At 72.1% G+C, this 26,282-nt stretch carries 33 protein-coding genes and 1 pseudogene; 22 read left to right on the top strand and 12 right to left on the bottom strand.

Annotated features, from left to right (window positions below):
* Positions 1-92 precede the first annotated feature (92 nt).
* Complete coding sequence (locus tag N542_RS0104900) at positions 93-860, top strand: SDR family NAD(P)-dependent oxidoreductase (protein WP_028642969.1); 768 nt, start codon at positions 93-95, stop codon at positions 858-860.
* Between the two features lie 144 nt (positions 861-1,004).
* Entirely contained in the window at positions 1,005-2,021 is a 1,017-nt protein-coding gene (locus N542_RS0104895) for a DUF3048 domain-containing protein (protein ID WP_028642968.1), read from the top strand.
* Here N542_RS0104895 and N542_RS23435 read toward each other — a convergent pair whose 3' ends face one another.
* On the bottom strand, positions 2,022-2,726 hold the full coding sequence (locus tag N542_RS23435; protein ID WP_028642967.1) for a TetR/AcrR family transcriptional regulator: 705 nt from the start codon (positions 2,724-2,726) through the stop codon (positions 2,022-2,024).
* Between the two features lie 153 nt (positions 2,727-2,879).
* Between N542_RS23435 and N542_RS26385 the strand changes: the two genes are divergently transcribed.
* From N542_RS26385 to N542_RS0104870, 4 genes are read left to right on the top strand one after another with little or no spacing between them, the layout of a single operon-like run.
* Complete coding sequence (locus N542_RS26385; RefSeq protein ID WP_051551403.1) at positions 2,880-3,341, top strand: hypothetical protein; 462 nt, start codon at positions 2,880-2,882, stop codon at positions 3,339-3,341.
* Positions 3,342-3,355: 14 nt separating this feature from the next.
* Positions 3,356-3,913: a YqgE/AlgH family protein gene (locus tag N542_RS0104880; RefSeq protein ID WP_028642966.1), complete on the top strand. Its 558-nt coding sequence runs from the start codon at positions 3,356-3,358 to the stop codon at positions 3,911-3,913.
* Positions 3,914-3,973: 60 nt separating this feature from the next.
* Positions 3,974-4,225 carry a DUF3039 domain-containing protein gene (locus N542_RS0104875; protein WP_028642965.1) on the top strand — a complete coding sequence of 84 codons (252 nt, stop codon included), beginning with the start codon at positions 3,974-3,976 and terminating at the stop codon, positions 4,223-4,225.
* Entirely contained in the window at positions 4,222-6,009 is a 1,788-nt protein-coding gene (locus N542_RS0104870; protein WP_051551402.1) for a DEAD/DEAH box helicase, read from the top strand. Before N542_RS0104875 ends, N542_RS0104870 begins: the two co-directional genes overlap by 4 nt.
* Here the strand turns inward: N542_RS0104870 and N542_RS23425 are convergent, their stop codons facing one another.
* On the bottom strand, positions 6,010-6,525 hold the full coding sequence (locus N542_RS23425) for a MarR family winged helix-turn-helix transcriptional regulator (RefSeq protein WP_036506491.1): 516 nt from the start codon (positions 6,523-6,525) through the stop codon (positions 6,010-6,012).
* Positions 6,526-6,614: 89 nt separating this feature from the next.
* Here N542_RS23425 and N542_RS0104860 point away from each other — a divergent pair, with 89 nt between their 5' ends.
* Entirely contained in the window at positions 6,615-7,247 is a 633-nt protein-coding gene (locus N542_RS0104860) for an FMN-dependent NADH-azoreductase (protein WP_028642963.1), read from the top strand.
* Here N542_RS0104860 and N542_RS23420 read toward each other — a convergent pair.
* Positions 7,216-7,710 carry an Lrp/AsnC family transcriptional regulator gene (locus tag N542_RS23420; RefSeq protein WP_036506488.1) on the bottom strand — a complete coding sequence of 165 codons (495 nt, stop codon included), beginning with the start codon at positions 7,708-7,710 and terminating at the stop codon, positions 7,216-7,218. The two genes, N542_RS0104860 and N542_RS23420, sit on opposite strands and share 32 nt — an antisense overlap.
* 81 nt (positions 7,711-7,791) lie before the next feature.
* Between N542_RS23420 and hppD the strand changes: the two genes are divergently transcribed.
* The gene (gene hppD, locus N542_RS0104850) at positions 7,792-8,994 is read left to right on the top strand and encodes a 4-hydroxyphenylpyruvate dioxygenase (RefSeq protein WP_028642962.1); all 1,203 of its coding nucleotides are present in this window, start codon (positions 7,792-7,794) and stop codon (positions 8,992-8,994) included.
* A gap of 30 nt (positions 8,995-9,024) precedes the next feature.
* On the opposite strand, the gene N542_RS0104845 is transcribed toward hppD, so the two are convergent.
* Positions 9,025-9,696: an SIMPL domain-containing protein gene (locus N542_RS0104845; protein ID WP_028642961.1), complete on the bottom strand. Its 672-nt coding sequence runs from the start codon at positions 9,694-9,696 to the stop codon at positions 9,025-9,027.
* Between the two features lie 38 nt (positions 9,697-9,734).
* Here N542_RS0104845 and N542_RS28420 point away from each other — a divergent pair.
* Positions 9,735-10,208 (top strand): annotated as a pseudogene (locus N542_RS28420) (DUF2510 domain-containing protein); the annotation flags it as partial.
* Between the two features lie 43 nt (positions 10,209-10,251).
* Positions 10,252-10,422 carry an RDD family protein gene (locus N542_RS28245; RefSeq protein WP_081795016.1) on the top strand — a complete coding sequence of 57 codons (171 nt, stop codon included), beginning with the start codon at positions 10,252-10,254 and terminating at the stop codon, positions 10,420-10,422.
* A 7-nt stretch (positions 10,423-10,429) separates the two neighbouring features.
* Here the strand turns inward: N542_RS28245 and N542_RS0104835 are convergent, their stop codons facing one another.
* Entirely contained in the window at positions 10,430-11,692 is a 1,263-nt protein-coding gene (locus N542_RS0104835) for an MFS transporter (RefSeq protein ID WP_028642960.1), read from the bottom strand.
* A complete protein-coding gene (locus N542_RS23415) occupies positions 11,689-12,105 on the bottom strand; it encodes a MarR family winged helix-turn-helix transcriptional regulator (protein ID WP_036506485.1) in 417 nt (138 codons plus the stop codon). The genes N542_RS0104835 and N542_RS23415 overlap by 4 nt, the downstream gene beginning before the upstream one ends.
* Before the next feature lie 66 nt (positions 12,106-12,171).
* Between N542_RS23415 and N542_RS0104825 the strand changes: the two genes are divergently transcribed.
* Together N542_RS0104825 and N542_RS0104820 are read left to right on the top strand one after the other, a co-directional pair.
* Positions 12,172-12,696: a DUF1697 domain-containing protein gene (locus N542_RS0104825; protein ID WP_028642959.1), complete on the top strand. Its 525-nt coding sequence runs from the start codon at positions 12,172-12,174 to the stop codon at positions 12,694-12,696.
* A 130-nt stretch (positions 12,697-12,826) separates the two neighbouring features.
* Complete coding sequence (locus tag N542_RS0104820; RefSeq protein ID WP_028642958.1) at positions 12,827-14,689, top strand: bifunctional metallophosphatase/5'-nucleotidase; 1,863 nt, start codon at positions 12,827-12,829, stop codon at positions 14,687-14,689.
* A 6-nt stretch (positions 14,690-14,695) separates the two neighbouring features.
* Here N542_RS0104820 and N542_RS0104815 read toward each other — a convergent pair whose 3' ends face one another.
* From N542_RS0104815 to N542_RS0104805, 3 genes are all read right to left on the bottom strand, one after another.
* Positions 14,696-15,469, bottom strand: a complete 774-nt coding sequence (locus tag N542_RS0104815) for an enoyl-CoA hydratase (protein ID WP_028642957.1) — start codon at positions 15,467-15,469, stop codon at positions 14,696-14,698.
* Entirely contained in the window at positions 15,462-16,037 is a 576-nt protein-coding gene (locus N542_RS0104810; protein ID WP_028642956.1) for an isochorismatase family protein, read from the bottom strand. The genes N542_RS0104815 and N542_RS0104810 overlap by 8 nt, the downstream gene beginning before the upstream one ends.
* A 108-nt stretch (positions 16,038-16,145) precedes the next feature.
* A complete protein-coding gene (locus tag N542_RS0104805) occupies positions 16,146-17,438 on the bottom strand; it encodes a nicotinate phosphoribosyltransferase (protein WP_028642955.1) in 1,293 nt (430 codons plus the stop codon).
* 18 nt (positions 17,439-17,456) lie between these two features.
* Here N542_RS0104805 and clpS point away from each other — a divergent pair, with 18 nt between their 5' ends.
* The 7 genes from clpS to N542_RS0104770 are packed head-to-tail and all read left to right on the top strand — an operon-like array spanning position 17,457 to position 21,124.
* Entirely contained in the window at positions 17,457-17,747 is a 291-nt protein-coding gene (gene clpS, locus N542_RS0104800; RefSeq protein ID WP_036506786.1) for an ATP-dependent Clp protease adapter ClpS, read from the top strand.
* Between the two features lies 1 nt (position 17,748).
* Positions 17,749-18,333 (top strand): DUF2017 domain-containing protein, encoded by a 585-nt coding sequence (locus N542_RS0104795; protein ID WP_028642954.1) that lies wholly within the window; start codon positions 17,749-17,751, stop codon positions 18,331-18,333.
* A gap of 22 nt (positions 18,334-18,355) precedes the next feature.
* On the top strand, positions 18,356-18,844 hold the full coding sequence (locus N542_RS0104790) for an NUDIX hydrolase (protein ID WP_028642953.1): 489 nt from the start codon (positions 18,356-18,358) through the stop codon (positions 18,842-18,844).
* A 9-nt stretch (positions 18,845-18,853) separates the two neighbouring features.
* Positions 18,854-19,291: a Mov34/MPN/PAD-1 family protein gene (locus tag N542_RS0104785; protein ID WP_028642952.1), complete on the top strand. Its 438-nt coding sequence runs from the start codon at positions 18,854-18,856 to the stop codon at positions 19,289-19,291.
* Between the two features lie 12 nt (positions 19,292-19,303).
* Positions 19,304-19,576 (top strand): MoaD/ThiS family protein, encoded by a 273-nt coding sequence (locus tag N542_RS0104780; RefSeq protein WP_028642951.1) that lies wholly within the window; start codon positions 19,304-19,306, stop codon positions 19,574-19,576.
* A gap of 5 nt (positions 19,577-19,581) precedes the next feature.
* On the top strand, positions 19,582-20,139 hold the full coding sequence (locus N542_RS0104775; protein WP_028642950.1) for an NYN domain-containing protein: 558 nt from the start codon (positions 19,582-19,584) through the stop codon (positions 20,137-20,139).
* A 37-nt stretch (positions 20,140-20,176) separates the two neighbouring features.
* A complete protein-coding gene (locus N542_RS0104770; protein WP_028642949.1) occupies positions 20,177-21,124 on the top strand; it encodes a PLP-dependent cysteine synthase family protein in 948 nt (315 codons plus the stop codon).
* 11 nt (positions 21,125-21,135) lie between these two features.
* Here N542_RS0104770 and N542_RS0104765 read toward each other — a convergent pair whose 3' ends face one another.
* The gene (locus tag N542_RS0104765) at positions 21,136-21,885 is read right to left on the bottom strand and encodes a hypothetical protein (protein WP_155992852.1); all 750 of its coding nucleotides are present in this window, start codon (positions 21,883-21,885) and stop codon (positions 21,136-21,138) included.
* A 194-nt stretch (positions 21,886-22,079) separates the two neighbouring features.
* Between N542_RS0104765 and murI the strand changes: the two genes are divergently transcribed.
* The 3 genes from murI to N542_RS23410 all read left to right on the top strand — a co-directional run bounded on the left by murI (position 22,080) and on the right by N542_RS23410 (position 24,403).
* On the top strand, positions 22,080-22,919 hold the full coding sequence (gene murI / locus N542_RS0104760; protein ID WP_081795015.1) for a glutamate racemase: 840 nt from the start codon (positions 22,080-22,082) through the stop codon (positions 22,917-22,919).
* Entirely contained in the window at positions 22,916-23,671 is a 756-nt protein-coding gene (locus N542_RS0104755) for an MBL fold metallo-hydrolase (RefSeq protein WP_028642946.1), read from the top strand. Before murI ends, N542_RS0104755 begins: the two co-directional genes overlap by 4 nt.
* Before the next feature lie 108 nt (positions 23,672-23,779).
* Entirely contained in the window at positions 23,780-24,403 is a 624-nt protein-coding gene (locus tag N542_RS23410) for a collagen-like triple helix repeat-containing protein (protein ID WP_036506480.1), read from the top strand.
* On the opposite strand, the gene N542_RS0104740 is transcribed toward N542_RS23410, so the two are convergent.
* Positions 24,384-25,052 carry a response regulator gene (locus N542_RS0104740; protein WP_036506782.1) on the bottom strand — a complete coding sequence of 223 codons (669 nt, stop codon included), beginning with the start codon at positions 25,050-25,052 and terminating at the stop codon, positions 24,384-24,386. The genes N542_RS23410 and N542_RS0104740 overlap by 20 nt on opposite strands.
* On the bottom strand, positions 25,049-26,209 hold the full coding sequence (locus N542_RS0104735) for a sensor histidine kinase (RefSeq protein WP_028642943.1): 1,161 nt from the start codon (positions 26,207-26,209) through the stop codon (positions 25,049-25,051). Before N542_RS0104735 ends, N542_RS0104740 begins: the two co-directional genes overlap by 4 nt.
* Positions 26,210-26,282: the final 73 nt, after the last annotated feature.

Below are 26,282 nucleotides of genomic sequence, written 5' to 3'. Positions count from 1 at the left end.
GCCACCGCGAAGGTGCGCCGCTGAGGCGGCCGCACGTCGGTCCGCCTAGGGTGGGGCACCGACAGTGACACCGACAGGCAGGAGCAGCAGCGATGGGTCGCTTTGACGGACGGGTCGCCGTGATCACCGGCGCGGCACGAGGCATCGGCTTCGGCACCGCCACCCGGTTCGCCGAGGAGGGCGCGTCCGTCGCGATCCTCGACCTCGACGAGGCCAGCGCGGCCGAGGCGGCCGCCAGGCTCCCGCTGGTCGACGGCGCCAGGGCCATCGGCATCGGCGCGGACGTCGCGAGCACCGAGTCGGCCGAGGCCGCCGTGGAGCGGGTCGTCGCGGAGCTCGGTGGCATCCACATCCTCGTCAACAACGCCGGTGTCACCCGCGACAACCTGCTCTTCAAGATGACCGACGACGACTGGGACCTGGTCGTCAACGTCCACCTGCGTGGTGCCTTCGTGATGACCCGCGCCGCGCAGCGCCACTTCGTCGCCCAGAAGTACGGCAAGATCCTCAACCTCTCGAGCGTCTCCGCGCTCGGCAACCGTGGTCAGGCCAACTACTCCGCCGCCAAGATGGGCATCCAGGGCCTGACGCGCACCCTCGGCATCGAGCTCGGCCCGTTCGGCATCAACGCCAACGCGATCGCGCCCGGCTTCATCGCCACCGAGATGACCGACGCGACCGCCGCTCGGCTGGGCGTGAGCGTCGAGGACTTCCGCGCCGCCGCCGCCCAGGTCAACCCGGTCCGCCGCGTCGGCTACCCCGAGGACATCGCGGCCGCAGCCGCCTTCCTGTGCAGCGACGAGGCGTCGTACGTCACCGGTCAGACGCTGTACGTCGACGGTGGCGCCAAGCTCGGCTAGCCAGCCGCCCGGCCGAGCGGCCCAGGCCGCGTCGGGCGTGTCGAGAGCCATGTCGTGGCGCGAGCGCGCCTCCCCGTGGCGGTAGCGCCGCGCCTGCACACTGAGATCGATCAGACCCCGGAACCACCCCGAACGGAGCGCACTGTGCGTCGTGTCCAGCTGACCACCGCCCTGATTGCCGTCGCGAGCCTGCTGCTCGTCGGCTGTGGCGGGGGAGACGACTCCTCCTCCGGCGACAAGAAGCCGGCCTCGCAGCAGGTCGCCGGCAGCGAGGAGATCGCGGCGACCTGGCCCCTCACCGGCCTGCCGGTGACCGGCGACGAGGACCCCGCGAAGACGCACCCCGTCCTGGTCACCAAGATCGACAACACCGACGCCAGCGCCCCGCAGCTGGGCCTCGGCGGTGCCGACCTGGTCGTGGAGGAGCTGGTCGAGGGTGGGCTGACCCGCCTCGCGGCCTTCTTCTACTCCGAGCTCCCGACCAAGGTCGGCCCGGTCCGCTCGATGCGCGCCAGCGACATCGGCATCGTCTCGCCGGTCAAGGCCTCCGTGGTCACCAGCGGTGCGGCGAGCTTCACCATCGCCCGCATCAAGAACGCCGGAATCCAGTTCTTCCAGGAGGGTGCTGACGGCATCTCGCGCGACACCAGCCGGAGCGCGCCGTACAACGTCTTCGCCGACCTGACCACGATCGCCGACTCCGCGAAGACGGAGGCCGCGCGGCCGGCCGACTACCTGCCGTGGGGCGAGGAGAAGGACTTCCCGGCCGGCCAGCCGGCCGTCAAGATCGCGGCCAGCTTCGGCCCGGGGCACACCACGAACTGGACCTACGACGGCAAGGGCTACGTCAACGAGAACACGTTCGCCGCCGACGGGGACCACTTCCCGGCCGACACCGTCCTGGTGCTGCGGGTCAAGGTCGGCGACGCCGGCTACCTCGACCCGGCCAACAACCCGGTGCCGGAGACCAAGTTCAAGGGCCGCGGCCGGGCGCTGGTCTTCCACGACGGCAAGCTGGTCCGCGGCAGCTGGAGCAAGACCTCCCTCGGTGCCCCGATCCAGCTGTCGACGCAGGCCGGCCCGCTCACCGTGCCCGCGGGCCACACCTGGGTCGAGCTGGTGCCGTCCGCGACCGGGGACGTCACCTTCACCAAGCGGTAGTCAGGCCGGGTCGGCCTGGTCCGCGACCTCGCCGGCCGGCAGCGAGACGCCGCTCTCGGCGAGCGCGCGGAAGCCCGAGAGGATGAAGCTGATCGCGGTCTCGACGTTGGTCGCGGCCACGATCGGGTCGGGCGCGCTCGAGACCGACTCGCCCGCCGACGACATCGCCCCGAAGAAGATCCGGGCGAAGGTCTGGAGCAGGTCCTCGTCGAGCTCCCACTGGCCGGCGTTGAGGACCGCGCGCACGATCTCGACGACGTTGGCGAAGGTGGAGCGCTCCTCCTGCTCGCGGTAGCGCTCGTAGCCGAGCACCGCCGGACCCTCCTGGATGACGATGCGCCGGTAGCGGGGCTCCTGCACGACCGACAGGAACGCCCGCAGCCCGGCCGTGGCCTTCTCCCAGGGGTCGCGGTGGCCCTTGAGCGCCTTCTGGATCGCCCGGGCGGCGTCGTCCTCGACCCGCTCGAAGACGGACTCGAAGAGCGCCTGCTTGCCGCTGAAGTGGTGGTAGAGCGCGCCCTTGGTGACGTCGGCCCCCGCCACGATCGAGTCGAGCGAGGTCGCGGCGTACCCGTTCTCGGTGAACAGCCCCTCGGCGACGTCCACGAGGGCGCGCTTGGTCGAGGCGGAGTACTGCTGGCGGCGGCTGGACCCGGGCACGCCGGGGACCCGGGGCACGAGCTTGGAGACCGAGGACTTGCTCATGGTCACCGGAGCCTAATACCGACCGTCGGTATGCGTGACCCGGATCACCCGCGGGCCCGGTTGCGTACCGTCGGTATGGTTCCATACCGTGAGTACGTACCATCGGTATGTCCCGTCCGGGACGCCGCCACGATCCCGAAGGAGCGGACACCCATGACCTGGACGTCCTTCCACCGCCGCGGAGAGGTCCTCCGTGACGTCATCGCCAGCGCCGACCGTCGTCGCGACGGTCGTCTGCCGCTCGACCTGCCCGGCGTCGCCGAGACGTTCGGCGACGAGGTCAGCCTGCTCGGGGCCCTGCAGCTGCGCTGGCACACCCGCCTGGCCGGCCGCATCGAGCGTGAGCTGCTGGCCCAGCCCCTCGAGCTCGAGGACGCCGTCGTCGCCGCCTGGCGCACGGCCGCCCACGAGCTGCCGGGGGTTCGCGCGATCCTGGACCGCGAACGGTCCAGCCCCAGCACCCCCGACATCGCCGCGGTGATGCAGAAGTCGATGGCCAAGGAGCACGCCCTGCTCGCGCTGTCGGCGGGCCGCATCAGCACCCCGGGTGCCGCCGCCGAGCGGGTCGGCGCCGAGATCGAGGAGCGGGCCCGCGGTGCGGCCGCCGCCGCCTGAGCGATGATGGGGGCATGAGTCGACCGGTCGCCGGGATGCTGCTGGTGGCGACCCCTGCGCTGGTGGACCCCAACTTCGCCGAGTCCGTCGTGCTCCTGCTCGACGTCGACGACAACGGTGCCCTGGGCGTGGTGCTCAACCGCCCGTCGGGCGTGCCCGTCGACGCCGTGCTCGACGGGTGGGCGAGCGTCGTGGCCGAGCCCGACGTGCTCTTCCAGGGCGGCCCGGTCGGCGCCGAGGGCGCGCTCGCCGTCGCGCTGCTGCGCGACGCCGACGACGTGCCGGTGGGCTTCCGGCCGGTCGATGGCCGACTCGGCCTGGTCGACCTGGATGCCCCCGTCGAGCTGCTCGAGGGCAGCCTCGCCGGGCTGCGGATCTTCGCGGGGTACGCCGGCTGGGGTGTCGAGCAGCTCGACGCCGAGATCGAGGAGGGCAGCTGGTACGTCGTACCGGGGGAGGCCTGGGACGCGTTCACCGACGACACCGCCGACCTGTGGCGTGAGGTGCTGCGCCGCCAACCCGGTGAGCTGGCCTGGCACTCCACCCGGCCCGCGGACCCCGAGCTCAACTGACCCAGGCCGCGGCGGCTTGGCCTGTCCGCCGGCTGGATTACAGTAGGGCTCGTGACCACGATCGGCTTCTCGACAGACACCGACGTCCGCGAGGACCGCCGGACCGTCCCGACCGACGAGGGCGACCACGAGCGGTTCTCCCACTACGTGGAGAAGGACAAGCTCACCGAGGCCATGGTGATGGGCACCCCCGTCGTGGCCCTGTGCGGCAAGGTCTGGGTGCCCAGCCGGGCGCCGGAGAAGTTCCCGGTGTGCCCCGAGTGCAAGGACGCCTGGGAGCATCTCAACGACGACTCAGGCCCGCAGGAGTGACGGGTCGGCCCGAGGCCGACTCCCTGCCCATCGCGCTCACACCGGCCTGGCCGGAGCGTGCGGCCTGGGGGACGGCGCCCTCGCTGCGTGCCTGGCAGACGGCGGCGATGCGGCAGTACTTCGAGGACAGTCCGCGCGACTTCCTCGCGGTCGCGACCCCCGGCGCCGGCAAGACGACCTTCGCGCTGTCGGTCGCCGCCGAGCTCCTCGGCCGCAGGATCGTCGACCGGATCACGGTCGTGGCGCCGACCGAGCACCTCAAGCTCCAGTGGTCCGAGGCGGCCGCCCGCGCCGGCATCCCGATCGACCCGACGTACTCCGCCGGCAAGGGCAAGACGTCGCAGGACTTCGTCGGGATCGCCGTGACGTACGCCGGCGTGGCGGTCAACCCGCTGGCCATGCGGATCCGCACCGAGCGCTTCAAGACCCTGGTGATCCTCGACGAGGTCCACCACGCGGGCGACGCGCTGTCGTGGGGCGAGGGCGTGCGCGAGGCCTTCGAGCCCGCGGCCCGCCGGCTCGCCCTGACCGGTACGCCGTTCCGCTCGGACATCAACCCGATCCCGTTCGTGACCTACGCCCCCGGCAACGACGGAGTGCCGCGCTCGGTGGCCGACTACACCTACGGCTACGCGCACGCCCTGGCCGACCACGTCGTCCGGCCCGTGCTCTTCATGGCCTACTCGGGCGAGATGACGTGGCGCACCCGCGCCGGCGACGAGATCGCCGCGCGCCTGGGGGAGCCGCTGACCAAGGACCTGACCGCCCAGGCGCTGCGCACCGCGCTCGACCCGAGCGGGTCGTGGATCCCCTCGGTGCTCGCGGCGGCCGACAGCCGGCTGACCGAGGTGCGCCGGCACGTGCCCGACGCCGGCGGTCTGGTGATCGCCTCCGACCAGGACAACGCCCGGGCGTACGCCAAGATCCTGCGCCAGATCACCGGTGAGCCGGCGACCGTCGTGCTCTCGGACGAGAAGGCGTCGTCGAAGAAGATCACCGAGTTCACCGACAGCGACCGGCGCTGGATGGTCGCCGTCCGCATGGTCTCCGAGGGCGTCGACGTCCCGCGCCTCGCCGTGGGCGTCTACGCCACGCGTACGTCCACCCCGCTCTTCTTCGCCCAGGCCGTCGGTCGCTTCGTGCGGGCGCGGACCCGGGGCGAGACCGCCTCGGTGTTCCTGCCGTCGGTGCCGTCGCTGCTGGGCTTCGCCTCCGAGATGGAGGTCGAGCGCGACCACGTGCTCCGCCGCAAGATCACCGACGAGGGCGACATCTTCGCCGCCGAGAACGACCTCCTCGCGGAGGCGAACGCCGGCGAGGGCGCCTCGGACGAGCTCGACATGTCCTTCGAGGCACTCGGCTCCGAGGCCCGCTTCGATCGGGTGCTCTTCGACGGTGGCGAGTTCGGGCACGCGGGCGAGGTGCACGTCGGGTCCGAGGAGGAGATGGACTTCCTCGGGATCCCGGGGCTGCTCGAGCCGGGGCAGATGCGCGAGCTGCTCCAGCAGCGCCAGAGCGACCGGGCCAAGAAGCAGAAGGCCGCCCCGAAGCCGGAGGCCGACACCGTCACCGAGGTGACGACCCACGAGCAGCTGGCGATCCTGCGCCGGGAGCTCAACGGGCTGGTGGCCGCCTGGCACCACCGCACCCAGCAGCCGCACGGCATCACCCACGCGGCGCTGCGCAAGGAGTGCGGCGGACCGGCGGCCGCGGTGGCCACGGCCGAGCAGCTGCACGCGCGGATCAACCGGATCCGCGAGTGGGCGACCCGCAAGTCGTCCTGATCAGCTGCGCTCGGCCGGCTCGGTCGCCATTCGGCAGGCCAGGCCCGGGTCGGCGGCCGCCACGATCGCCCGCGCGGCCTCACCCAGGACGCTGAGCTGCTCGGGGGTGAGGACGTCGACGACCAGTCGTCGGGCCTCCCGGACGTGACCCGGCGCCGCCTCCTCCAGCTTGCGCTGACCGGCGGCGGTGAGGTGGGCGGCGGTGCGGACCCCGGCGGCGGTGCACTCGCGCCGCTCGACCCAGCCGGCCGCCTCGAGCCGGGACACCGCGTGCGACAGCCGCGAGCGGGAGCCCTGCGCCAGGGTCGCGAGCTCGCTCATCGGCACGGCGCAGCTCGGCGCCTCGGAGAGCTGCGCGAGCACGTGGTACTCGAAGCTGTTGAGCCCGGAGTCGCGCTTGAGCTGGGCGTCGAGCGCAGCCGGGAGCGTCATCACCAGGCCGACCAGGGCGCGCCACTCGGGCAGCTGGTCCTCGTCGAGCCAGGGCGCGTCGTCGAGGGCGGGTCGGTCGGTCACCTGGCCAGCATACCGGGCGACTTGAACATTCAACTCGGACGTCGTACCGTCGCATTGAACATTCAACCCGACTCTCAGGAGAACCCGCCATGACCCTGCTCCGCATCGACTCCTCCATCCAGGGGCCGGCGTCGTCCAGCTCCGCGCTCGCCGACCTGGTCCTCGAGCACTTCCTCGCCGAGCGTCCGGACGAGCAGGTCGTGACCCGGCACCTGGGCGCCGACCCGCTGCCGTCGGACGCGTGGGCCAACGCGGTGCACGCGTCGTTCACCCCCGAGGACCAGCGCACGCCGGCCCAGGTCGAGGCGCTCGCCCTCGCCGCCGGGCTCGCTGCGGAGCTCCAGGCCGCCGACGCCGCCGTGCTCGCGCTGCCGCTCTACAACTTCGGCGTCTCGCAGCACGCCAAGACCTGGTTCGACCTCGTGCTCGCGGGCGCCCCGCAGGGCACCCGGTTGCTCGAGGGCAAGCCGGTCGTCCTGCTCACCACCCGCGGCGGCGCGTACGGCGCGGGCACCCCGCGCGAGGGCTGGGACCACAGCACCGACTACCTGCGCCGGATCCTGGTCGACATCTGGGGCGCCGACCTGACCGTCATCGAGCGGGAGTTCACGCTCGTCGGCGTCAACCCGGCGCTGGACGAGTTCACCGAGCTGGCCGCGCTGATGAAGAAGGAGGCCGAGGAGGCCGCCGTCACCGCCGGTCGGGGACTGGCTGCTCGCTGAGGCCGGCACGCGCCAGCGGCCGGACCCGGTAGGCGACCTGGGTCGCGAGCGCGATCACCGTCGAGGACCGCACGATCGCCGGCGTCTCCAGGACGCGGTCGATGACCCGCTGCAGGTCGGTGTTGGAGCGGGCCACGACCCGCGCCCACAGGTCGCCGGCGCCGGTGATCGTGTGCACCTCCAGCACCTCGGGGATGCCGGCCAGGTGGGCGCCGACCGTGTCGTGGCCGCCCCGGCTGGCGTCCTGACGGATCTCGAGGGTGAGGAACGCCGTCACCGGGTAGCCGAGGGCCTCGGGGGAGAGGTCCGGTCCCCACCCGGTGATGACCCCGGTGGCGGCCAGCTTGTCGAGCCGGGCCTGCACGGTCCCGCGGGCGACGCCCAGCCGACGGGACGCCTCGAGCACGCCCACCCGGGGGTCGTCGGCGAAGAGGTCGATCAATCTGCCGTCGAGCTCGTCCATGGTGTCCTCCGCTGCTGGACAGGTTGTGCAGTGTTTCGGCCCACGATTGCACACTCTGCGTGGCCGCGGCAGGCTCCGGCCATGACGACGCACGCGCTGACCGCCGACGAGCTCAAGGCCGACCTCACCCTGGAGCAGCTCCAGCAGCTGGTCGGGCTGGTGGAGTACGACGAGGAGGGTGACGTCTTCCCGGTCACCGGCTGGGACGCGATCGTCTTCGTCGTCGGCAACGCCACGCAGGCCGCGCACTACTACCAGTCCGCCTGGGGCATGGAGCTGGTCGCCTACTCGGGTCCCGAGAACGGCAACCGCGACCACAAGTCCTTCGTCCTGCGATCGGGCTCGATCAAGTTCGTGCTCAACGGCGCCGTCGACCCGGACAGCCCGCTGGCCGACCACCACCGCCGGCACGGCGACGGCGTCGTCGACATCGCGCTCGAGGTGCCCGACGTCGACCGCTGCATCGCGCAGGCCCGCACGGCCGGGGCGCGCGTCGTACGCGAGCCCGAGGACGTCACCGACGAGCACGGCACCGTGCGGATCGCCGCCATCGCGACGTACGGCGAGACCGTCCACACCCTGGTCGACCGCAGCCGGTACGACGGCCCGTACCTGCCCGGCTACGTCGCGAAGGCCAGCACCTGGGTCAAGCCCGAGGGTCAGCCGCGGCGGCTCTTCCAGGCGCTCGACCACATCGTCGGCAACGTCGAGCTCGGTCACATGGACGAGTGGGTCGAGTTCTACAACAAGGTCATGGGCTTCACCAACATGGCCGAGTTCATCGGCGACGACATCGCCACCGACTACTCCGCGCTGATGAGCAAGGTGGTCGCCAACGGCAACCACCGGGTGAAGTTCCCGCTCAACGAGCCGGCGATCGCGAAGAAGAAGTCGCAGATCGACGAGTACCTCGAGTTCTACCGCGGCGCCGGCGCCCAGCACCTCGCGGTCGCGACCAACGACATCCTGGCCTCGGTCGACGCGCTGCGCGCCAACGGCGTGGAGTTCCTCGCGACGCCCGACTCCTACTACGAGGACCCGGAGCTGCGCGCGCGCATCGGCAACGTCCGGGTGCCGATCGAGGAGCTGCAGAAGCGCGCGATCCTGGTCGACCGCGACGAGGACGGCTACCTGCTGCAGATCTTCACCAAGCCCCTCGGCGACCGGCCGACGGTCTTCTTCGAGCTGATCGAGCGGCACGGGTCGCTCGGCTTCGGCAAGGGCAACTTCAAGGCGCTCTTCGAGGCCATCGAGCGTGAGCAGGACGCCCGCGGCAACCTCTGAGCCGCGCGACCCCGCCTGACCCGACCCCGGTCAGCTCGCCTCGAAGCGGGCGTCGACCGTGGCGGAGACGGCGATGTCCTCGGGGGTGAAGGCGAGCCCGCCGCCGCCGCTCTCGGCCTTGGCGGCGCGGGAGTACGTCGCCTGACCGCCGCCGGAGGTGCTGGAGGTGTTGTCGCCGAGCATGCCCGGGTCGGCGATGGCGAGGCAGCGCAGGTCGCCCAGACCGAGCGCCTCGGCGTACGTGTGCGCCTTCGCACGGGCCTCCTCGACGGCGCGGGTGCGGGCGGTCGTGGTCGCGCCCTGCTGGGTCTGCGCGGTGAGGGCCCACTCGACGCCGTCGATGCGTACGCCGGGGTGGACGGCCGCGCGCTCGACCCACTGCGCCAGGTCGTCGAAGTCGCGGAACTTGGCGCGGGTCGTCGTCTGGGCGTGGTGCACCAGCGGCAGCTGCTCGCCCTTGTTGTTGAACGGCCGGCTGGACCAGACCTGGATCCGGTCGGTCGCGTGCCAGGTGACCGGACCGTGCGCCGGGTCGTGCTTGGCCCGGATGCCGGCGACCAGCGCCGCCGTGCCCTGGGTGGTGCGAGTGACGACCGCGGTCCGCTCCGGCCCCTCGAAGCCGACCGTCACCGTGACGGTCGCGCGCTCGGCCGGATGGAAGGCGTCGTAGGTCCCCTGGACGGTGATCACGGTCTGCGGCATGGCTCCGATTGTGCCTGGCGGGCCGCTAGGGTGCGGCCATGTCGACGCCCGCTGGCTGGTATCCCGACCCGACCCCGCCGCCCGGGATGGTCCCCGCACAGCGCTACTGGGACGGGTCCGCGTGGACCGAGCACCTCGCCGCCGCGACGCAGCCCGTCGCCGCGGCGTACGCCCCGCCGGCGACGACGCCCGACGGCGAGCCGCTCGCGGGCTGGGGGATCCGGCTCGGCGCCTACCTGCTCGACGTCCTCATCCTGCTGCCGGTGGTCCTGGTGGCGAGCATCCCCTTCTGGGGCCAGATCGGCGACGCGTTCGGCGACTACTGGCACGACGTCGGCCGCTCCATCGACGCCGGCGGCGACGCGCCGTCGGGGACCGACCTCCAGCGTGAGCTGGCCCGGACGCTGCTGCTGATCGGCCTGGTGAACACCGCGATCAGCCTCGCCTACCACGTCGGCTTCCTGATGTGGAAGCAGGCGACGCCGGGCAAGCTGCTGCTGGGGCTGCGGGTGCGCCGCCGCGACGTCGCCGGGCCGATGCCCCTCGGCACGGTCCTTGCTCCGGTGGCTGACGCAGTTCGGTCCGAGCCTGCTCGGAGCGGTCCCGTACGTGCGCTACCTGCCGTCGGTCTACTCGCTCCTCGACGGCCTGTGGCCCCTGTGGGACGGCAAGCGGCAGGCCCTGCACGACAAGGCGGCACGGCCGAACGTCGTGCGCACCCGCTAGACCCGCCTCAGGCGAGGTCGCCGACGAGCTCGGCCTCGGCCTCCGCGGGGGAGTGCGACGCCGGGGCGTCGGCGCGCAGGGCGCGGCCGATCGTGGCCGTGCCCGCGGCCAGGATGACCACGCCGACGCCGACCGCGGTCGCGCCGAACCAGAAGGGTGCGTGCACCCCGACGCGCTCGGCCAGCTTGAGCGCGACGTACGGGCCCATCGCGCCGCCGGTGAAGCGGACGAAGGAGTACGCCGCGGAGGCGACCGGCCGCTCGACCGGTGCGGCGCCCATCACGGCCTCGGTGACCAGGGTGTTGATCACGCCGAGGAACGCGCCGGCCACGATGATCGCCGTCGCCACGGCCGCCTCGTGCGCCGTGAAGAGGGCCATCACCACCAGGTCGAGTCCGAACAGGACGAGCATCGCGAGCAGGGTCGGCAGGGTGCCGAAGACGCGCTGCAGCCGGGGTGCGACCACGACCGAGGTGAGGGCGAGCAGCACGCCCCAGCCGAAGAACGTCCAGCCGATCTGCATGATGTCGAAGCTCGGCAGCGCGAACGGGCCGGCGGCGAGCAGCGTGAAGAAGCCCAGGTTGTAGCAGATCGCCACCAGGGCGATGAGCAGCAGCGCGGGGTGCCGGAGCGCGCGGAACGGGTCGGCGAGCGACGTACGGCGTCCCTGCGGCGGGGTCGTGGGCAGGAAGAACGCCGTCGCCACCAGGGCGATCGTCATCAGGACCGAGACGCCGAAGAACGGGCCGCGCCACGACTGCTCGCCCAGCAGGCCGCCGATCAGCGGGCCGGACGCGATGCCCAGGCCGAGGGCGGCCTCGAACAGGATGATCGCCTGCGCGACGGAGCCCTTCGAGGCGCTCACGATCGTGGACAGCGCGGTGGCGACGAAGAGCGCGTTGCCCAGGCCCCAGCCTGCCCGGAAGCCGATGACGGCCCCGACGCTGTTGGAGGACCCGGCCAGGGCAGCGAAGACGATGATGAGCACGAGGCCGGTGAGCAGCGTGCGCTTGGGGCCGATCCGGCTCGACACCACGCCGGTCACGAGCATCGCGATGCCCATGATGGCCATGTAGCTGGTGAAGAGCAGCGAGACCTGGCTCGGGGTGGCCTCGAGCTTGGCCGCGATCTCCTTGAGGATCGGGTCCACGAGCCCGATGCCCATGAAGGCGATGACGCAGGCGAATGCGACGGCCCAGACGGCGCGCGGCTGGTCGAGCAGCGAGCCCTGCGCGTCGGCGGTGTCGGTGGTGGGAGCGCGGTGGTTCACGGTGTGCCTTCCTGCAGGATGCCCCGGAGCACGGCGACGGCCGTGGCGAGATCGTCGGTGGTGAGGTCGGGGTGCGCGGCGACGAGGGCGGCGACCCGCTCGCCGTGGCGGCGGCGGACGCGACCGAGCTCGTCGCGCCCCGCGTCGGACAGCGTGACGACGGTGCCGCGGGCGTCGGCGGGGTTGGGCGTCTTGCCGACCCAGCCCTGCTCGACCAGCTGGCTGACCGCGGCCGACATGGTCGGCTGCGAGCACCGGTCGAGGTCCGCGAGCTGGGTGATGCCCAGCGGTCCGTGCTCGTCGAGCAGCGAGATGATCCGCGTCCCCGCAGGCAGCTCGAGCTCACGCCGGACGGCGCGCACGAGACGGGCTGCGTGGACGACCAGGTCGCTGGCGAGCTCGGTGTCGGTCACGTCCCCACTTTACATAGGCAACCTATGTATTGCGACGTGAGCCTGGTCACCGGGCAGGATGTGGGCATGGCGACCTACCTCGGCTTCCTGCGGGCGATCAACCTCGGCGCGACGCGCAAGTTCCCGAAGGCCGCGATCATCACCGCGGTCGAGGCCGCGGGCTTCACCGACGTCGAGACCTACATCAACACCGGCAACGTCCGCTTCGACACCCCGCTGCGGTCGCGGGCCAGGATCGAGGCCGCGCTGGAGGAGGCGTTCGAGGCCGCGGCCGGGTTCGCCGTGCCGACGATCGTCTTCACCCGGCGCGAGCTGCGCGCGATCGCGGACGAGGCGGCGTCGTACGACCACGGCGGCAAGCACTACGTCTCGCTGCTCAAGGACGTCCCGACGGCGGCGGCGATCGCGGCCGTGGAGGCCGTCGGCACGACGGACGAGGTGGCCAGGGTCGGCGGTCGGGCCGTGCACCTGCTGCTCGGTGACAACTACCACGAGGCGAGGCTGACCAACGCCGTCATCGAGAAGCACCTCGGCGTGGCCACCAACCGCAACCTCACGGTGATCCGGGCACTGGCGGAGAAGTGGTGCTGAGGGCGGCCCGCCGGTGAACATCGGGTGTCGGTCGGGGTCGTGCCTTGTGATGGCGGGTTTTCCGGGATAGAACTGCGGGGCTCTGATCCGTTCTCGGGAGGAATCGTCAGTGTCTGACTCTCATGCGTCCGTGCCCACCCCTGCCTCGACCTCTGCGTCGACCTCGCGCCGGGCGGTGATCGCCGGCGGCCTCACCGGGGCGGCGGCGCTCGCGGCTGCCGGGTACGCCGACCCGGCGTACGCCGGAGGCCACGGCCACGGCCACGGCCGGGCGGACCGGGCGCGGCTGACCGTGCTCGGCACCACCGACCTGCACGGCAACGTCTACAACTGGGACTACTTCAAGAACGCGGAGTACGACGACGCGGCGCACAACGACATCGGGCTCGCGAAGGTGGCGACCCTGATCCGCGCCGTACGACGTCATCGCCGCGGCGAGCCGGTCCTGACCCTGGACGCGGGCGACACGATCCAGGGCACCCCGCTGGCGTACTACTACGCGAAGATCGACCCGATCACCTCCGGCGCGGTCCACCCGATGGCGCGGGCGATGAACGCGGTCGGGTACGACGCGGCCGCGCTCGGCAACCACGAGTTCAACTACGGGCTCGACACGCTGCGCACCTTCGAGGGACAGCTGGACTTCCCGCTCCTCGGCGCCAACGCCGTCGACCCGGCGACGAAGCGGCCGGCGTTCCCGCCGTACCTGGTCAAGACCTACCGGGTCGGCCGCGGGCGCACGGTCAAGGTCGGCGTCCTCGGCCTGACCAACCCCGGCATCGCGATCTGGGACAAGGCCAACGTCGAGGGCCGGATGGAGTTCCCCGGCCTGGTCGAGCAGGCCAAGAAGTTCGTGCCCGAGCTGAAGCGGCGCGGCTGCGACCTGGTGATCGTGTCCGCGCACTCGGGCGCGGCGACCTCCTCGTCGTACGGCGACGCCCTGCCCTACCCGGAGAACGCCGCGTCGCTGGTCGCCGCCCAGGTGCCCGGCATCGACGCGATCCTGGTCGGGCACGCCCACGTCGAGATCGCGCAGCAGTACGTCACCAACGAGCAGACCGGGCAGCAGGTGCTGCTCTGCGAGCCGTCGTACTGGGGCCGGCGGCTGGCCGTCATGGACTTCGTCGTCGAGGAGACGCGGTGGCGGGGCGGACGCGGCTGGCGGCTGGTCGCCGCGACGTCGCAGGTGCTCAACTCCAACACGGTCGCCGAGGACCCGCGGGTCGCACGGGCCGTGCGTCAGCAGCACGAGACGGTCGTGTCCTACGTGAACTCGCCGGTCGGGACCTCGACGACGGCCCTCTCCGCGGCGCGTGCCGTGGTGGAGGACGTCCCGATCATCGACTTCGTCAACTACGTGCAGGCCGACGCGGTCAAGGCCGGCCTGAGCGGTGCCGACGCGGCGCTGCCGGTGCTGTCGATCGCCGCGCCCTTCAACCGGGCGGCGTCCTTCCCGGCCGGTCAGGTGACGATCCGCGACGTCGCCGGGCTCTACATCTACGACAACACGCTGCTCGGCGTCCGCGTGACCGGTGCGGACGTGAAGGCCTACCTGGAGTACTCCGCGCGCTACTTCAAGCAGGTGAGCGGCACCGGGCCGTTCACCCTCGACCAGGTGACCAACGCGGTGACGCCGACGGCGCCGACCGGCACCCCGGACTACAACTTCGACTCCGTCGCCGGGCTCGACGCCCCGTTGACCTACGACATCGACATCGCCGCGGCCCCGGGCTCGCGGATCGTCGGGCTCGCGTACGGCGGCGTGCCGGTGACTGACGCGCAGCAGTTCGTGCTCGCGGTCAACAACTACCGGCAGTCCGGTGGCGGCGGCTTCCCGGCCGTCTCCACGGCACCGGTCGTCTACAACCGTCAGAACGAGATCCGGCAGCTGCTGATCGACTGGGTGATCGCCCACGGCACCATCGACCCGGCCGACTTCGCCTCGGTCGACTGGCGGCTCACCTCGGGCGGTACGCCGATCACCGTGGGCTGAGCCGGCTCACTCGCCGCGGAAGTCCGGTCGTCGGCCGGCAGCGAACGCCTCGAGCCCCTCGGCGAAGTCACGGGTGGTGAAGAGCGCTCGCTGCCCGGTGTGCTCGCGGTCGAGGGCGGCCTCGAGGTGCGGCAGGGTGGCGGCGTTGATGGCCTTCTTGATGCCGCTCTGGGCGAGCGCCGGACCGCGGGCGAGGCGGCGAGCCAGCCGGGCGACCAGGTCGGGGAACTCGTCGTCCGGGGCCACGTGGGTGATCAGGCCGCTGGCGAGCGCCTCGGTCGCCGACATCGGCTCGCCGAGCAGCGCCATCCGCATGGCGCGGGCCCGTCCGATCGAGGCGGGCACGCTGGCCGACGAGCCGCCGTCGGTCATCAGCCCGATCCCGGCGAAGGGCAGCAGGAACGCCGCGGACTCAGCCGCCACGATGATGTCGGCGGCCAGCGCGGCCGAGCAGGCGACCCCGGCCGCGATGCCGTTGACGCCGGCGAGCACCGGCTTGTCGAGACCGACGACCGCTCGGATGACGCGGTTGGCGCCGTCCATCGTCTCGACGGGATGCTGCGGCGCGAGCCGCAGCGAGGCCATGTCGGCTCCGGCGCTGAAGCCGCGTCCGGTGCCGGTGATCACCACCACGCGCACGTCGTCGCGTCCCCGGGAGCCCTCGAGGGTCTCCGCGAGCTCGACCATCATCTCGCCGTCGACGGCGTTGAGGATCTCGGGTCGGTTGAAGGTCAGCCACAGCACGCCGTCCTCGACGCGCCGGAGCAGGGCCTCACCCAACGCGCACCCCCGCCGCCCGCATCTCCGCGAGCGCTGCCGTCGTCGACTCCGGCGCGACGCCGGCGCACAGGTCGACCAGCAAGCGGGTCTCGAACCCGGCCCGGGCCGCGTCCAGTGCCGTCGCGCGCACGCAGTGGTCGGTTGCGATGCCGCACACGTCCACCGAGGTCACCTCGTGCGTGCGCAGCCAGTCCACGAGGTCGACGCCCTCGACGGTGCGGCCCTCGAAGCCGGAGTATGCCGCCGTCCGCTCGCCCTTGAGGAAGATCGCGTCGAAGGGTTGCGGGTCGAGGTTGGGGTGGAACGCCTCGCCGTCGGTGCCGACCCGGCAGTGGATCGGCCACGAGGCGGCGTAGTCCGGCTCGCGCGACCAGTGGTCGCCCGGGTCGACGTGGTGGTCCTTGGTCGCGACGACGTGGTCGTACGCCGCGGCACCGGCCGCCTTCGTCGACCAGGCGTGCAGCAGCGCCCCGATGTCGGCCGCCACGCGCGCGCCCCCGGCGACCGGCAGCGATCCGCCCTCGCAGAAGTCGTTCTGCACGTCCGTCACGATCAGCGCGCGCTTCATGCGTGCGAGCGTATCGGGTCCGGTCCCCGCGGTCCGGCCGCAGAAGTGGGGGCTCCCGACGTCGGAACCGGGCTGCGGCTCGCACGCCGCACCAGCCTGCCGGCCGCGTTACTCGTGGACGGTGGGGATGACGGGCTCGCCTCGCGACATCTGCTGGATCGCGACGGGCAGCTCGGCGCGCGACGCGAGGTGGCGCGCCCGCGCGTCCGCCAGCGGCTCCCGGCCGACGACCTCGCCCGACCGCACGAGGGGCGTCAGCAGGACCCGGTCGTCGCCGTCGTCGGTGGGCCGGTGGCCGATGCCGATCACCTCGGCCTCCGCGACGCCCGACGCCGTGCGGCGGCGCAGGGCGTACTTGCGCCCGCCGACCGAGATCTTGTCGATGCTCCTCTTGGCGACCGACTCCAGCTCGCCGGTCGCCGACTCGCGCGCGACCAGCTTGTAGACGAAGCCGCAGGTGGGGTGCCCGCTCCCGACGACCAGCTGGGTGCCGACGCCGTACCCGTCGACCGGCGCGGCCGCGAGCGCCGCGATCGCGTGCTCGTCGAGGTCGCTGGTGACGATGATCCGGGTGCCGGTCGCGCCGAGGGAGTCGAGCTGCGCGCGGACCTGGGAGGCGAGGACGGCGAGGTCGCCGGAGTCCAGGCGGACGGCGCCCAGCCCCGGTCCGGCGACCTCGACCGCGAGGCGGACCGCCTCGACGACGTCGTAGGTGTCGACGAGCAGCGTGGTGTCGGTGCCGAGGGCGGCGACCTGCGCGCGGAACGCGTCGGCCTCGGTGTCGTGCAGGAGCGTGAAGCTGTGGGCGCTGGTGCCCGTCGTCGGCACGCCGTACCGCTGCCGGGCGGCGAGGTTGGAGCTCGCCGTGAAGCCGGCGACGTACGCCGCGCGCGCGGACGCGACCGCCGCCTCCTCGTGCGTACGACGTGAGCCCATCTCGATGCACGGCCGCTCGCCCGCCGCGAGCGTCATCCGCGACGCCGCCGACGCGACGGCCGAGTCGTGGTTGTAGATAGACAGCAGCACCGTCTCCAGCAGCACCGCCTCCGCGAAGCTCGACTCCACCACCAGCAGGGGAGAGAACGCGAAGTAGGCCTCGCCCTCGGCGTAGCCCCACACGTCGCCGGAGAAGCGGTACGACGCCAGCCACTCCAGCGTCGGCCCGTCGACGACGCCCTCCAGCGCGGCCAGCGTGGGCTCGTCGAAGGTGAAGCGCTCGATCGCGTCGAGGGCGCGCCCGACGCCCGCGACGACGCCGTACCGGCGTCCCTCGGGGAGTCGTCGCGGGAAGAGCTCGAAGACCGATCTGCGGTGGGCGGTCCCGGACTGCAGGGCGGCCTGCAGCATGGTGAGCTCGTAGTGATCGGTCAGCAGGGCACTGGAGTCGGGCACGACCGACAGTGTGCCAACATTGCGGGTGTGACCGCGCCCGTCGAGGTCGAGCCGACCGCCACCCCTGATGAGATCGTCCAGACGGCCAAGCCGTGGGTGACGATCGTCTGGAACGATCCGGTCAACCTGATGTCCTACGTGACCTACGTCTTCCAGAAGTACTTCGGCTACTCCAAGAAGAAGGCGGAGAAGCTGATGATCGAGGTCCACGAGGACGGCAAGTCCGTGGTCAGCCACGGCAGCCGCGAGGAGATGGAGCGCGACGTGCAGGCCATGCACGAGTACGGGCTGTGGGCGACGATGGACAGGCAGGACTGAGTTGAGCGGCTTTCACCGGCACCGGCGCAGCAAGCTGATCATCGCGAACTTCTCCGGCTTCGAGGCCGACCTGCTGCGCTCGCTCGCGGGTCAGCTCGTCGAGCTGCTGCGCAACGAGGCGGCGATGCCGCGCGACGACGTCGACCCCTTCGAGGCGCTGATGGACTTCTCGGGGCCGACCCAGGAGCCCGAGGACCCGGTGCTGGCCCGGCTCTTCCCGACGGCCTATCCCGATGACGAGGAGGCGGCCTCGGAGTTCCGGCGGTTCACCGAGGGCGGCCTGCGTGACGGCAAGGCGGCCTCCGCGGTCGCGATCATCGACGGCCTGGAGGAGGCCGGGCTCCCGCAGGAGCTGACCGAGGACGGGCTGATGATCGACGTCGAGCTCGACGAGCCGACGGCGGAGGCCTGGATGCGCTCCTTCACCGACCTGCGACTGGCGCTGGCCACCCGGCTGGAGGTCGAGGAGGGCGACGAGGCCTACTGGGACTCCCTGCCCGAGGAGGACCCGCGGGCCCAGGCCCACGACATCTACGACTGGGTCGGCTACCTGCAGGAGACCCTCGTCGGCGCACTCAGCGCGTAGCCGGACCACCCGAGGAGCACCCATGCCGATCCCGCCCTTCGTCGCCGAGCTGCGCGCGCTCGTCGGCACCCTGGAGCTGTGGCTCCCGGCGGTCACTGCCGTCGTACGCCGCGGGGAGGGAGCCGGGACCGAGGTCCTGCTCACGCTGCGCGCGGACAACGGGGAGTGGGCGCCGATCACGGGGATCCTGGACCCGGGGGAGGAGCCGGCCGTCGGCGCTGCCCGCGAGGCGCTCGAGGAGACCGGGGTCGAGGTGACGGTCGACCGGCTCGCCTCGGTCAGCGCGAGTCCGCAGGTCGTGCACGGCAACGGGGACCTCGGGGTCTACCTCGACCTGAACTTCTCCTGCACCTGGGTCGCCGGTGAGGCCCGGGTGGCCGACGACGAGAACGTCGACGTCCGCTGGTGGCCGGCCGACGCGCTGCCGCCGATGGCCGACTGGCTGCGCGAGCGGATCGAGGATGCGCTCGCTGATGAGACCGCGGCGAGGTTCCGGACCGCGCCCTCGTAGGCTGGGCCGGTGCTGACCATCGACCAGGCGACGTACGACGGCATCGTCGCCCACGCGAAGCGTGACCACCCGGACGAGGCGTGCGGCATCGTGGCCGGGCCCGAGGGCAGCGACCGCGCCGAGCGGCTGGTCGAGATGGTCAACGCCGCCGGGTCGCCCACCTTCTACGAGTTCGACTCCACCGAGCTGCTCGAGCTCTATAAGGAGATGTGGGACCGGGACGAGGAGCCGGTGGTGATCTACCACTCGCACACCGCGACCGGGGCCTACCCCAGTCGCACCGACATCGGCCTCGCGAGCGAGCCCGGAGCACACTATGTGCTGGTGAGCACCCGCGAGCACGGGAATAACGCGGGCCCCGTGGAGTTCAGGTCCTACAGGATCGTCGACGGCGAGGTGACCGAGGAGCCGGTCACCGTGGTCGACGAACTGACAGCAAGCAACTGAGGAGTCACACCCATGGCCATCGAGGTCCGGATCCCGACGATCCTGCGCAACTACACCGGCGGCGAGAAGGCGGTGAGCGCCCAGGGAGCGAGCCTGAGCGCGCTGATCGACGACCTCGAGGTCAACCACCCGGGGATCAAGGACCGGCTGATCGACAACGGTGACCTGCGCCGCTTCGTCAACGTCTACGTCAACGACGAGGACGTCCGCTTCATCGGCGGTCTCGAGGCCGTGCTCAGCGACGGCGACCAGGTCGTCGTCCTCCCCGCCGTCGCGGGGGGCTAGACCCGATGGCCGAGCGTCGTACCTACGTCCTCGTCGATGGCGAGAACATCGACGCGACGCTCGGCAACTCCCTGCTCGGACGCCGACCGGCCCCCGAGGAGCGGCCCCGCTGGGAGCGGGTCACGGAGTTCGCGGAGCGCACCTGGGGCCAGCCCGTCACCGGGCTGTTCTTCCTCAACGCGAGCAACGGCACCCTCCCGTCGTCCTTCGTCCAGGCGCTGCTGGCGATGGACTACCGACCGATCCCGCTCGCGGGCGGCGCCGACCAGAAGGTCGTCGACGTCGGCATCCAGCGCACGCTCGACGCGCTGCTGAGCCACGACGACGCCGACGTGCTGCTCGCCAGCCACGACGCCGACTTCGCCCAGCACCTCGGCGCCCTGATCGGCGGTGGCCGCCAGCTCGGCCTGATCGGGCTGCGCGAGTTCATGAGCACGCACCTCACCGGTCTCGGCGTCCCGCTCTTCGACCTGGAGGACGACGTCAACGCGTTCACCCAGCCGCTGCCGCGAGTGCGGATCATCCCGCTCGCGGAGTTCGACCCCGAGCGCTTCCTCCGCTGACTCGGTCCGCACCCGCACGAATGGCATCCTGATCACCATGCGCTTCGACAACCTCCTCGCCTCCGTCGGCGGCACGCCGCTCGTCGGACTCCCGAGGCTGTCGCCGAGTCCCGACGTGCGACTGTGGGCGAAGCTCGAGGACCGCAACCCGACCGGCTCGATCAAGGACCGCCCGGCCCTGAAGATGATCGAGGAGGCGGAGAAGGACGGCACGCTCCGCCCCGGCTGCACGATCCTCGAGCCGACGTCCGGCAACACCGGCATCTCGCTGGCGATGGCGGCCAAGCTCAAGGGCTACCGCATCGTGTGCGTGATGCCGGAGAACACCTCCGAGGAGCGGCGTCAGCTGCTGCGGATGTGGGGCGCCGAGATCGTGTCGTCGCCCGCTGCGGGCGGCTCCAACGAGGCGGTCCGGGTGGCCAAGAAGGTCGCCGCCGAGCACCCCGACTGGGTGATGCTCTACCAGTACGGCAACGCCGCCAACGCGCTCTCGCACGAGGAGGGCACCGGCCCCGAGCTGCTGGCCGACCTGCCGTCGATCACGCACTTCGTGGCCGGCCTCGGCACCACCGGCACGCTGATGGGCGTCAGCCGCTTCTTCCGCGCGGCCAAGCCCGACGTCAGGATCGTCGCCGCCGAGCCGAGGTACGGCGAGCTCGTCTACGGCCTGCGCAACCTCGACGAGGGCTTCGTCCCCGAGCTGTACGACGCCGACCTGATCGACTCGCGCTTCTCGGTCGGCCCCCGCGACGCCGTACGCCGGGTCCGGGAGCTGCTCGAGCTCGAGGGCATCTTCGCCGGCATCTCGACCGGCGCGATCCTGCACGCCGCGCTCGGCCAGGCCGCCAAGGCGGTCAAGGCCGGCGAGACCGCCGACATCGCGTTCGTCGTGTGCGACGGCGGCTGGAAGTACCTGTCGACCGGTGCCTACGAGGGCACCATCGACGACGCCGAGGGCAGGCTCGACGGCCAGCTCTGGGCCTGAGGCCGAGCGCCTCAGTAGCGGAGCTGGATCCCGTAGACCGACACCGTGCTGCAGGTGTCCCCAGCGTCCCCGCCCGCCCGGGCGAGCCCCAGCTGCACGAACATGCCCGGGTCGTCCTGGAAGGGCCAGGTCAGCGTCAGCGTGTGGACGGACCCGGCGCCGGCCGGCACCGTGACGAGGCCGCTGTAGCCGCTGCCGCTGCCGGGGAACTGCCAGCCACCGTTGTGGATGTCCGACCCGGTGTCGGAGTCGGGTCCCTCCAGCCCCGAGGTCCCGACCGACCAGGAGCACGCGCCGGGGCTGTCCTCCCGGTAGACGACGTCGATGCGCAGCGGCGCCTTCGGGTCGTGGTCGGGCGGGATCACCACGCCCAACCGCATCTCCCCGCCGGCGGACGGCGAGAAGGTGACGCCGTCGGAGTCGAGGGTCGCTCCACCGGTGTGACCGACGCCCTGCGGCACGATCGTCATCGCCGACATCGCCCGGTGGCTGTAGCCGCCGAGCCGCAAAGAGTCGGGCGCGCGGCTGATGATGTTGCTCGGCAGCTGGCCCGTCTTCGGGCTGGTCGCGACGAGCCGGCCCTTGCGGGCCGTGACGCTGGCCCCGGAGCCGACGGCGTGCTTGCCGTCGACGCGGTGCGCGTTCTTGGCGTCGTACTTGCCCTTGGCCGCGGCTCCGCCGCTGAAGGCGACGACGAGCGCGAGGGCGACCAGGACCGCCTGCCAGCGGGGCGAGGGTCGGTGGAGCGTGGGTCTGGACATGACGGCCTCCTCGAGACCGGCGTCACCGGTTGTCCGCGCCGGTCGGTCCACCCATCATCCGCCGCCGTCCGTCGCGCCGCATGACCCCGATGGGGCATCCGCGGCGCCGACCGCCGGTGCCCGTGATCGGCGTCTCTGGTGACCTGGGTCGCGTGATCGCCCGAGCGGGGGTCCGACGCTCTAGCCTTGCCAGCGTGCACGACCTGACCAAAGCCGACGCAGCGGTGCTCGCGAGCCCGGACGCGCCCATCGGCATCTTCGACTCCGGCTTCGGTGGGCTCACCGTCGCGCGGTCGGTCATCGACCAGCTCCCGCACGAGTCGATCGTGTACGTCGGCGACACCGCTCGCCAGCCCTACGGACCCAAGCCGATCGGCGAGGTGCGCGAGTACGCCCTCGAGTGCCTCGACCACCTGGTCACGCACGGCGTCAAGGCGCTGGTCATCGCCTGCAACTCGGCGAGCGCGGCGATGCTGCGCGACGCGAGGGAGCGGTACGACGTACCCGTCGTCGAGGTGATCCTGCCGGCCACCCGGCGGGCCGTGGCGGCCAGCCGCACCGGCCGCATCGGGGTGATCTGCACCCACGCGACCGCCGAGTCGATGGCGTACGACGACGCCTTCGCGGCAGCGCCGCACGTGCAGCTCCTCACCCGGGCCTGCCCGCGGTTCGTCGACTTCGTCGAGGCCGGCATCACCGGCGGCGACGAGCTGATCGGGGTCGCGCACGAGTACCTCGACCCGCTGATCTCCGCCGGCGTCGACACGGTGATCCTCGGGTGCACGCACTACCCGCTGCTCACCGGCGTCATCTCCTACGTCATGGGCGACAACGTGACGCTGGTCAGCAGTGCCGAGGAGTGCGCCAAGGACGTGTACAAGATGCTGGTGCGCACCGAGCTGATGCGCCCGGGCGGCGCGCCGTCGTACACCTTCCTCACGACCGGCTCGCCCGGCGAGTTCGAGACCATCGGGAGCCGGTTCCTGGGTCCCGAGCTGGGCTTCGCCTCCCAGTTCGTCGGAGGGCTGAGGTGAGGCTGACGATCGTCGGCTGCTCCGGCAGCTATCCCGGACCGGAGTCCCCGGCGAGCTGCTACCTGCTCGAGGCCGACGACGGCGCCCGCACCTGGCGGGTGCTGGTCGACTTCGGCAACGGCTCGCTCGGCGCGCTGCACCAGCACGTCGACCCGCTGTCGATCGACGCCGTGCTGGTCAGCCACCTCCACGCCGACCACTGCCTCGACCTGTGCGGCTACTACGTGCTCCGCAAGTACCACCCCACCGGTGCGCAGCCACGGATCCCCGTCTGGGGCCCGCCGGGCACGGCGGAGCGGATGGCGCGCGCCTACGACCTGCCGCTCGACCCGGGCATGACCGCGGAGTTCGACTTCCGGGAGTGGGCCGGGCCGGTGCAGATCGGCCCGTTCACCGTGACCCCGGTGCCGGTCGCCCACCCGGTGCCGGCCTTCGGCCTGCGGGTCAGCGCCGGCGGGCTCACCGTCGGCTACACCGGCGACACCGGCCCGTGCGCCGCCGTCGACGAGGTCGCCCGCGACGTCGACCTGTTCCTCGCCGAGGCCTCCTTTGTCACGACCGTGGACAACCCGCCCGACCTGCACCTCACCGGCGTCGACGTCGGCGCCGCGGCGACCCGCGCCGGCGCGCGCCGGGTCGTGCTCACCCACGTGCCGCCGTGGCACGACCCCGAGGTCTCGCTGGCCGAGGCGCGCACGGCGTACGACGGTCCGCTCAGCCTGGCGCGCGCGGGCGCGACGTACGACCTCTGACACCTGCCAGCGGGATGACCCGATCGGGCCAGGCCGTGGCCGGCGGGTGGAGCCTCCTCAACGGGTGAGTCGGGTCACCGGGGTCCGGCCGGTCCGTCAGGAGACAGCATGTCCACCACCCAGCGCCACGCCCGTCGGCTCCGGCTGCCGGCCCTCCGCCTGCGCATCACCCCGTCGTTCGTCATCAGCGTCCTCGCGCTCGGTGTCGCCATGAGCGGCACGGCGTACGCGGCCGGGGTGCTGCCCAAGCACAGCGTGGGCACCGTCCAGCTCAAGTCCAACGCCGTCACGTCGGCGAAGGTGAGGAACGGCTCGCTGGTCACCGCGGACTTCAAGGCGGGCTCGATCCCGAAGGGCGCCAAGGGAGCCACCGGCGCCAAGGGTGCGACCGGTCCCCAGGGCGAGCAGGGTGAGAAGGGTGCTGCGGGCTCGATCAAGGGGTTCGTCACGGTGACCCCCAGCGGCACGACCTACCGCTCGGGCGGTGCGCTCGCGGCGCCGACGGTGACCCACCCGGCCACCGGTGTCTACTGCATCGTCGGCGACGGCTGGGGTGACCAGGGCGGCCCCTTCGCGGCCACCCTCGTCGGCACCAGCGACCCCGGCTCGATCGTGGTGAACCCGTACTTCTGGGGCAGCGCCTGCAACGGCACGGGCTACTACATGGCCGTGCACACCTTCAACAGCGCCGGTGCGGCGACCGACCGCTACTTCACGTTCGCGAAGCTCTGAGGACCAGGATCGCGATCTGCACCCGGTTGGTGACCCGGAGCTTGTCGAAGAGCCGCGAGACGTGGGCCTTCACGGTCGGCACCGAGAGGTAGAGGTCGGCCGCGATCTCGGCGTTGCTGAGGCCGCGGCCGACGGCCAGGGCGACCTCCCGCTCGCGGTCGGTCAGCCCGTCGAGCAGCACCTGCGCCTGCTCGGCGCGCTCCTGGCCGGCGTCGGGCTCGGCGCTGTCGTCGCGCAGCCGGCGGATCAGGGTGCGCGTCACGGACGGGGAGAGCATCGGCTCGTCGTCCACGACCTTGCGGATCGCCTCGAGGATCTGCGAGGGCGGGGTGTCCTTGAGCAGGAACCCGTCGGCCCCGGCCGCGAGCGCCTGGACGACGTACTCGTCGGCGTCGAAGGTCGTCAGCACGATGACCCGCGGCGGACCCGGCCGCGAGTGCAGCTCCCTCGTGGCGCCGAGGCCGTCGAGTCGAGGCATCCGGATGTCCATCAGCACGACATCGGGGCGCAGCTCCTCACTCAGCCGGACGGCGTCCCACCCGTCGACCGCCTCGCCGACCACCTCGAGGTCGGCCTGGCCGCCCAGCATCAGGCCGAGGGCCGAGCGCACGAGCGGGTCGTCGTCGACGACGAGGACGGTCGTCTTCATGCGGTCCACGGTATCCATCCGTGCAGCACGAACGTCGAGCCCTCGCGCGTCGCGCTCAGCCGCCCGCCCCGCAGCTCGGCCCGCTCGGTCAGGCCGACCAGCCCGAGCCCGGCGCCGGGCGTCTGCGTGGGCCCGAACCCGAGCGGGTTGCGCAGCAGCACGTCGAGGCCGTCGTCGGGGTCGCCGCTGATCCGCACGGTCAGCAGGGCTCCGGGCGCGTGCTTGCCGACGTTGGTGATGCCCTCCTGCACGATCCGGTAGACCGTGCGCCCCAGCGCGTCCGGCACCGACCGGTCCGAGACCAGGTCCTCCAGCTCCACCCGTACGCCGGAGCGGCCGGCCTCGGCCACGAGCTGCCCGAGATCGGCGTACGTCGGCTGCGGGGCGATCGCGAGCTCGCCGGTGCTCTCGTCCCGGAGCACGCCGAGCACGCCGCGCAGGTCGGTCAGGGCCTCGTGGGCCTGCTGCTGGATCACGCCCGCGCTCGCGCGCATCTCCTCCGCCGTCAGGTCGACCCGGAAGGTCAGCGCCCCGGCGTGCATCGAGACCTGCGAGATGCGGTGCGCCAGCACGTCGTGCATCTCCCGGGCGATGCGGGCGCGCTCGTTGCTGCGGGCCTGGGCGACCCGCAGCTCCTGCTCCGCCTCGGCCCGCTCGGCGCGGTGACGCAGCGTCCAGATCAGCTCGCGGCGAGAGCCGATGTACATGCCCCACGCGAGGATCGCCGCGGTGAAGATCGCGTTGACCAGGACGCCCACCCACGCGGGCTCGCCGTCGTTGGTCGGGTTCATGGTCGTGAAGACCTGCGCCGCCGCGAACGACACCGAGCCGACGACGGCGAGCTCGCGCCACCGGCGGCGGGTCGCCAGCGAGGTCACCGCGAGCACGGCCGGGCCCGCGGCCGTCCCGGACACGGCGCTCGCCAGGGAGAGCAGCAGCGCGATCGGCAGCGGCCAGCGGCGCCGGAAGAAGACCGCGACGTAGGCGGCGAGGCCGACGAGGATGTCGACGAGGAAGAGGTACGGGTGGTCGTGCGCCTGGTTCTGCGCCACGGGGACCCAGCCGATCGCGCTGATCACCAGCATCAGACCGACCCGCCACACGCGCCCCCACCACCCCAGTCGCGGCTGGTACTCCTCGGGTGCTGGGCGGTCCACCCGGCAAGGCTAAGCGGGTCCGGGCTCGCACCGGCAGGGGCCGGGGTCGCTGGCGCCCCCTACTTAGGTCGCC

The organism is Nocardioides sp. URHA0020 (genome assembly GCF_000620705.1).
Lineage (GTDB): Bacteria > Actinomycetota > Actinomycetes > Propionibacteriales > Nocardioidaceae > Nocardioides.
This window is presented reverse-complemented; position numbering and strand designations above follow the sequence as displayed.

Bases quoted from the DNA above. Each gene is read 5' to 3' on its own strand.
- N542_RS0104765 (WP_155992852.1), bottom strand. From the start codon at position 21,885: ATGTCCAGACCCACGCTCCACCGACCCTCGCCCCGCTGGCAGGCGGTC.
- N542_RS23435 (WP_028642967.1), bottom strand. From the start codon at position 2,726: ATGAGCAAGTCCTCGGTCTCCAAGCTCGTGCCCCGGGTCCCCGGCGTG.
- N542_RS0104775 (WP_028642950.1), top strand. From the start codon at position 19,582: ATGGCCGAGCGTCGTACCTACGTCCTCGTCGATGGCGAGAACATCGAC.
- N542_RS0104790 (WP_028642953.1), top strand. From the start codon at position 18,356: ATGCCGATCCCGCCCTTCGTCGCCGAGCTGCGCGCGCTCGTCGGCACC.
- N542_RS0104825 (WP_028642959.1), top strand. From the start codon at position 12,172: ATGGCGACCTACCTCGGCTTCCTGCGGGCGATCAACCTCGGCGCGACG.
- N542_RS26385 (WP_051551403.1), top strand. From the start codon at position 2,880: ATGACCTGGACGTCCTTCCACCGCCGCGGAGAGGTCCTCCGTGACGTC.
- hppD (WP_028642962.1), top strand. From the start codon at position 7,792: ATGACGACGCACGCGCTGACCGCCGACGAGCTCAAGGCCGACCTCACC.
- N542_RS0104845 (WP_028642961.1), bottom strand. From the start codon at position 9,696: ATGCCGCAGACCGTGATCACCGTCCAGGGGACCTACGACGCCTTCCAT.
- N542_RS0104740 (WP_036506782.1), bottom strand. From the start codon at position 25,052: ATGAAGACGACCGTCCTCGTCGTCGACGACGACCCGCTCGTGCGCTCG.
- N542_RS0104810 (WP_028642956.1), bottom strand. From the start codon at position 16,037: ATGAAGCGCGCGCTGATCGTGACGGACGTGCAGAACGACTTCTGCGAG.
- N542_RS0104900 (WP_028642969.1), top strand. From the start codon at position 93: ATGGGTCGCTTTGACGGACGGGTCGCCGTGATCACCGGCGCGGCACGA.
- N542_RS23420 (WP_036506488.1), bottom strand. From the start codon at position 7,710: ATGGACGAGCTCGACGGCAGATTGATCGACCTCTTCGCCGACGACCCC.
- N542_RS0104860 (WP_028642963.1), top strand. From the start codon at position 6,615: ATGACCCTGCTCCGCATCGACTCCTCCATCCAGGGGCCGGCGTCGTCC.
- N542_RS23410 (WP_036506480.1), top strand. From the start codon at position 23,780: ATGTCCACCACCCAGCGCCACGCCCGTCGGCTCCGGCTGCCGGCCCTC.
- N542_RS0104770 (WP_028642949.1), top strand. From the start codon at position 20,177: ATGCGCTTCGACAACCTCCTCGCCTCCGTCGGCGGCACGCCGCTCGTC.
- N542_RS0104780 (WP_028642951.1), top strand. From the start codon at position 19,304: ATGGCCATCGAGGTCCGGATCCCGACGATCCTGCGCAACTACACCGGC.
- N542_RS0104880 (WP_028642966.1), top strand. From the start codon at position 3,356: ATGAGTCGACCGGTCGCCGGGATGCTGCTGGTGGCGACCCCTGCGCTG.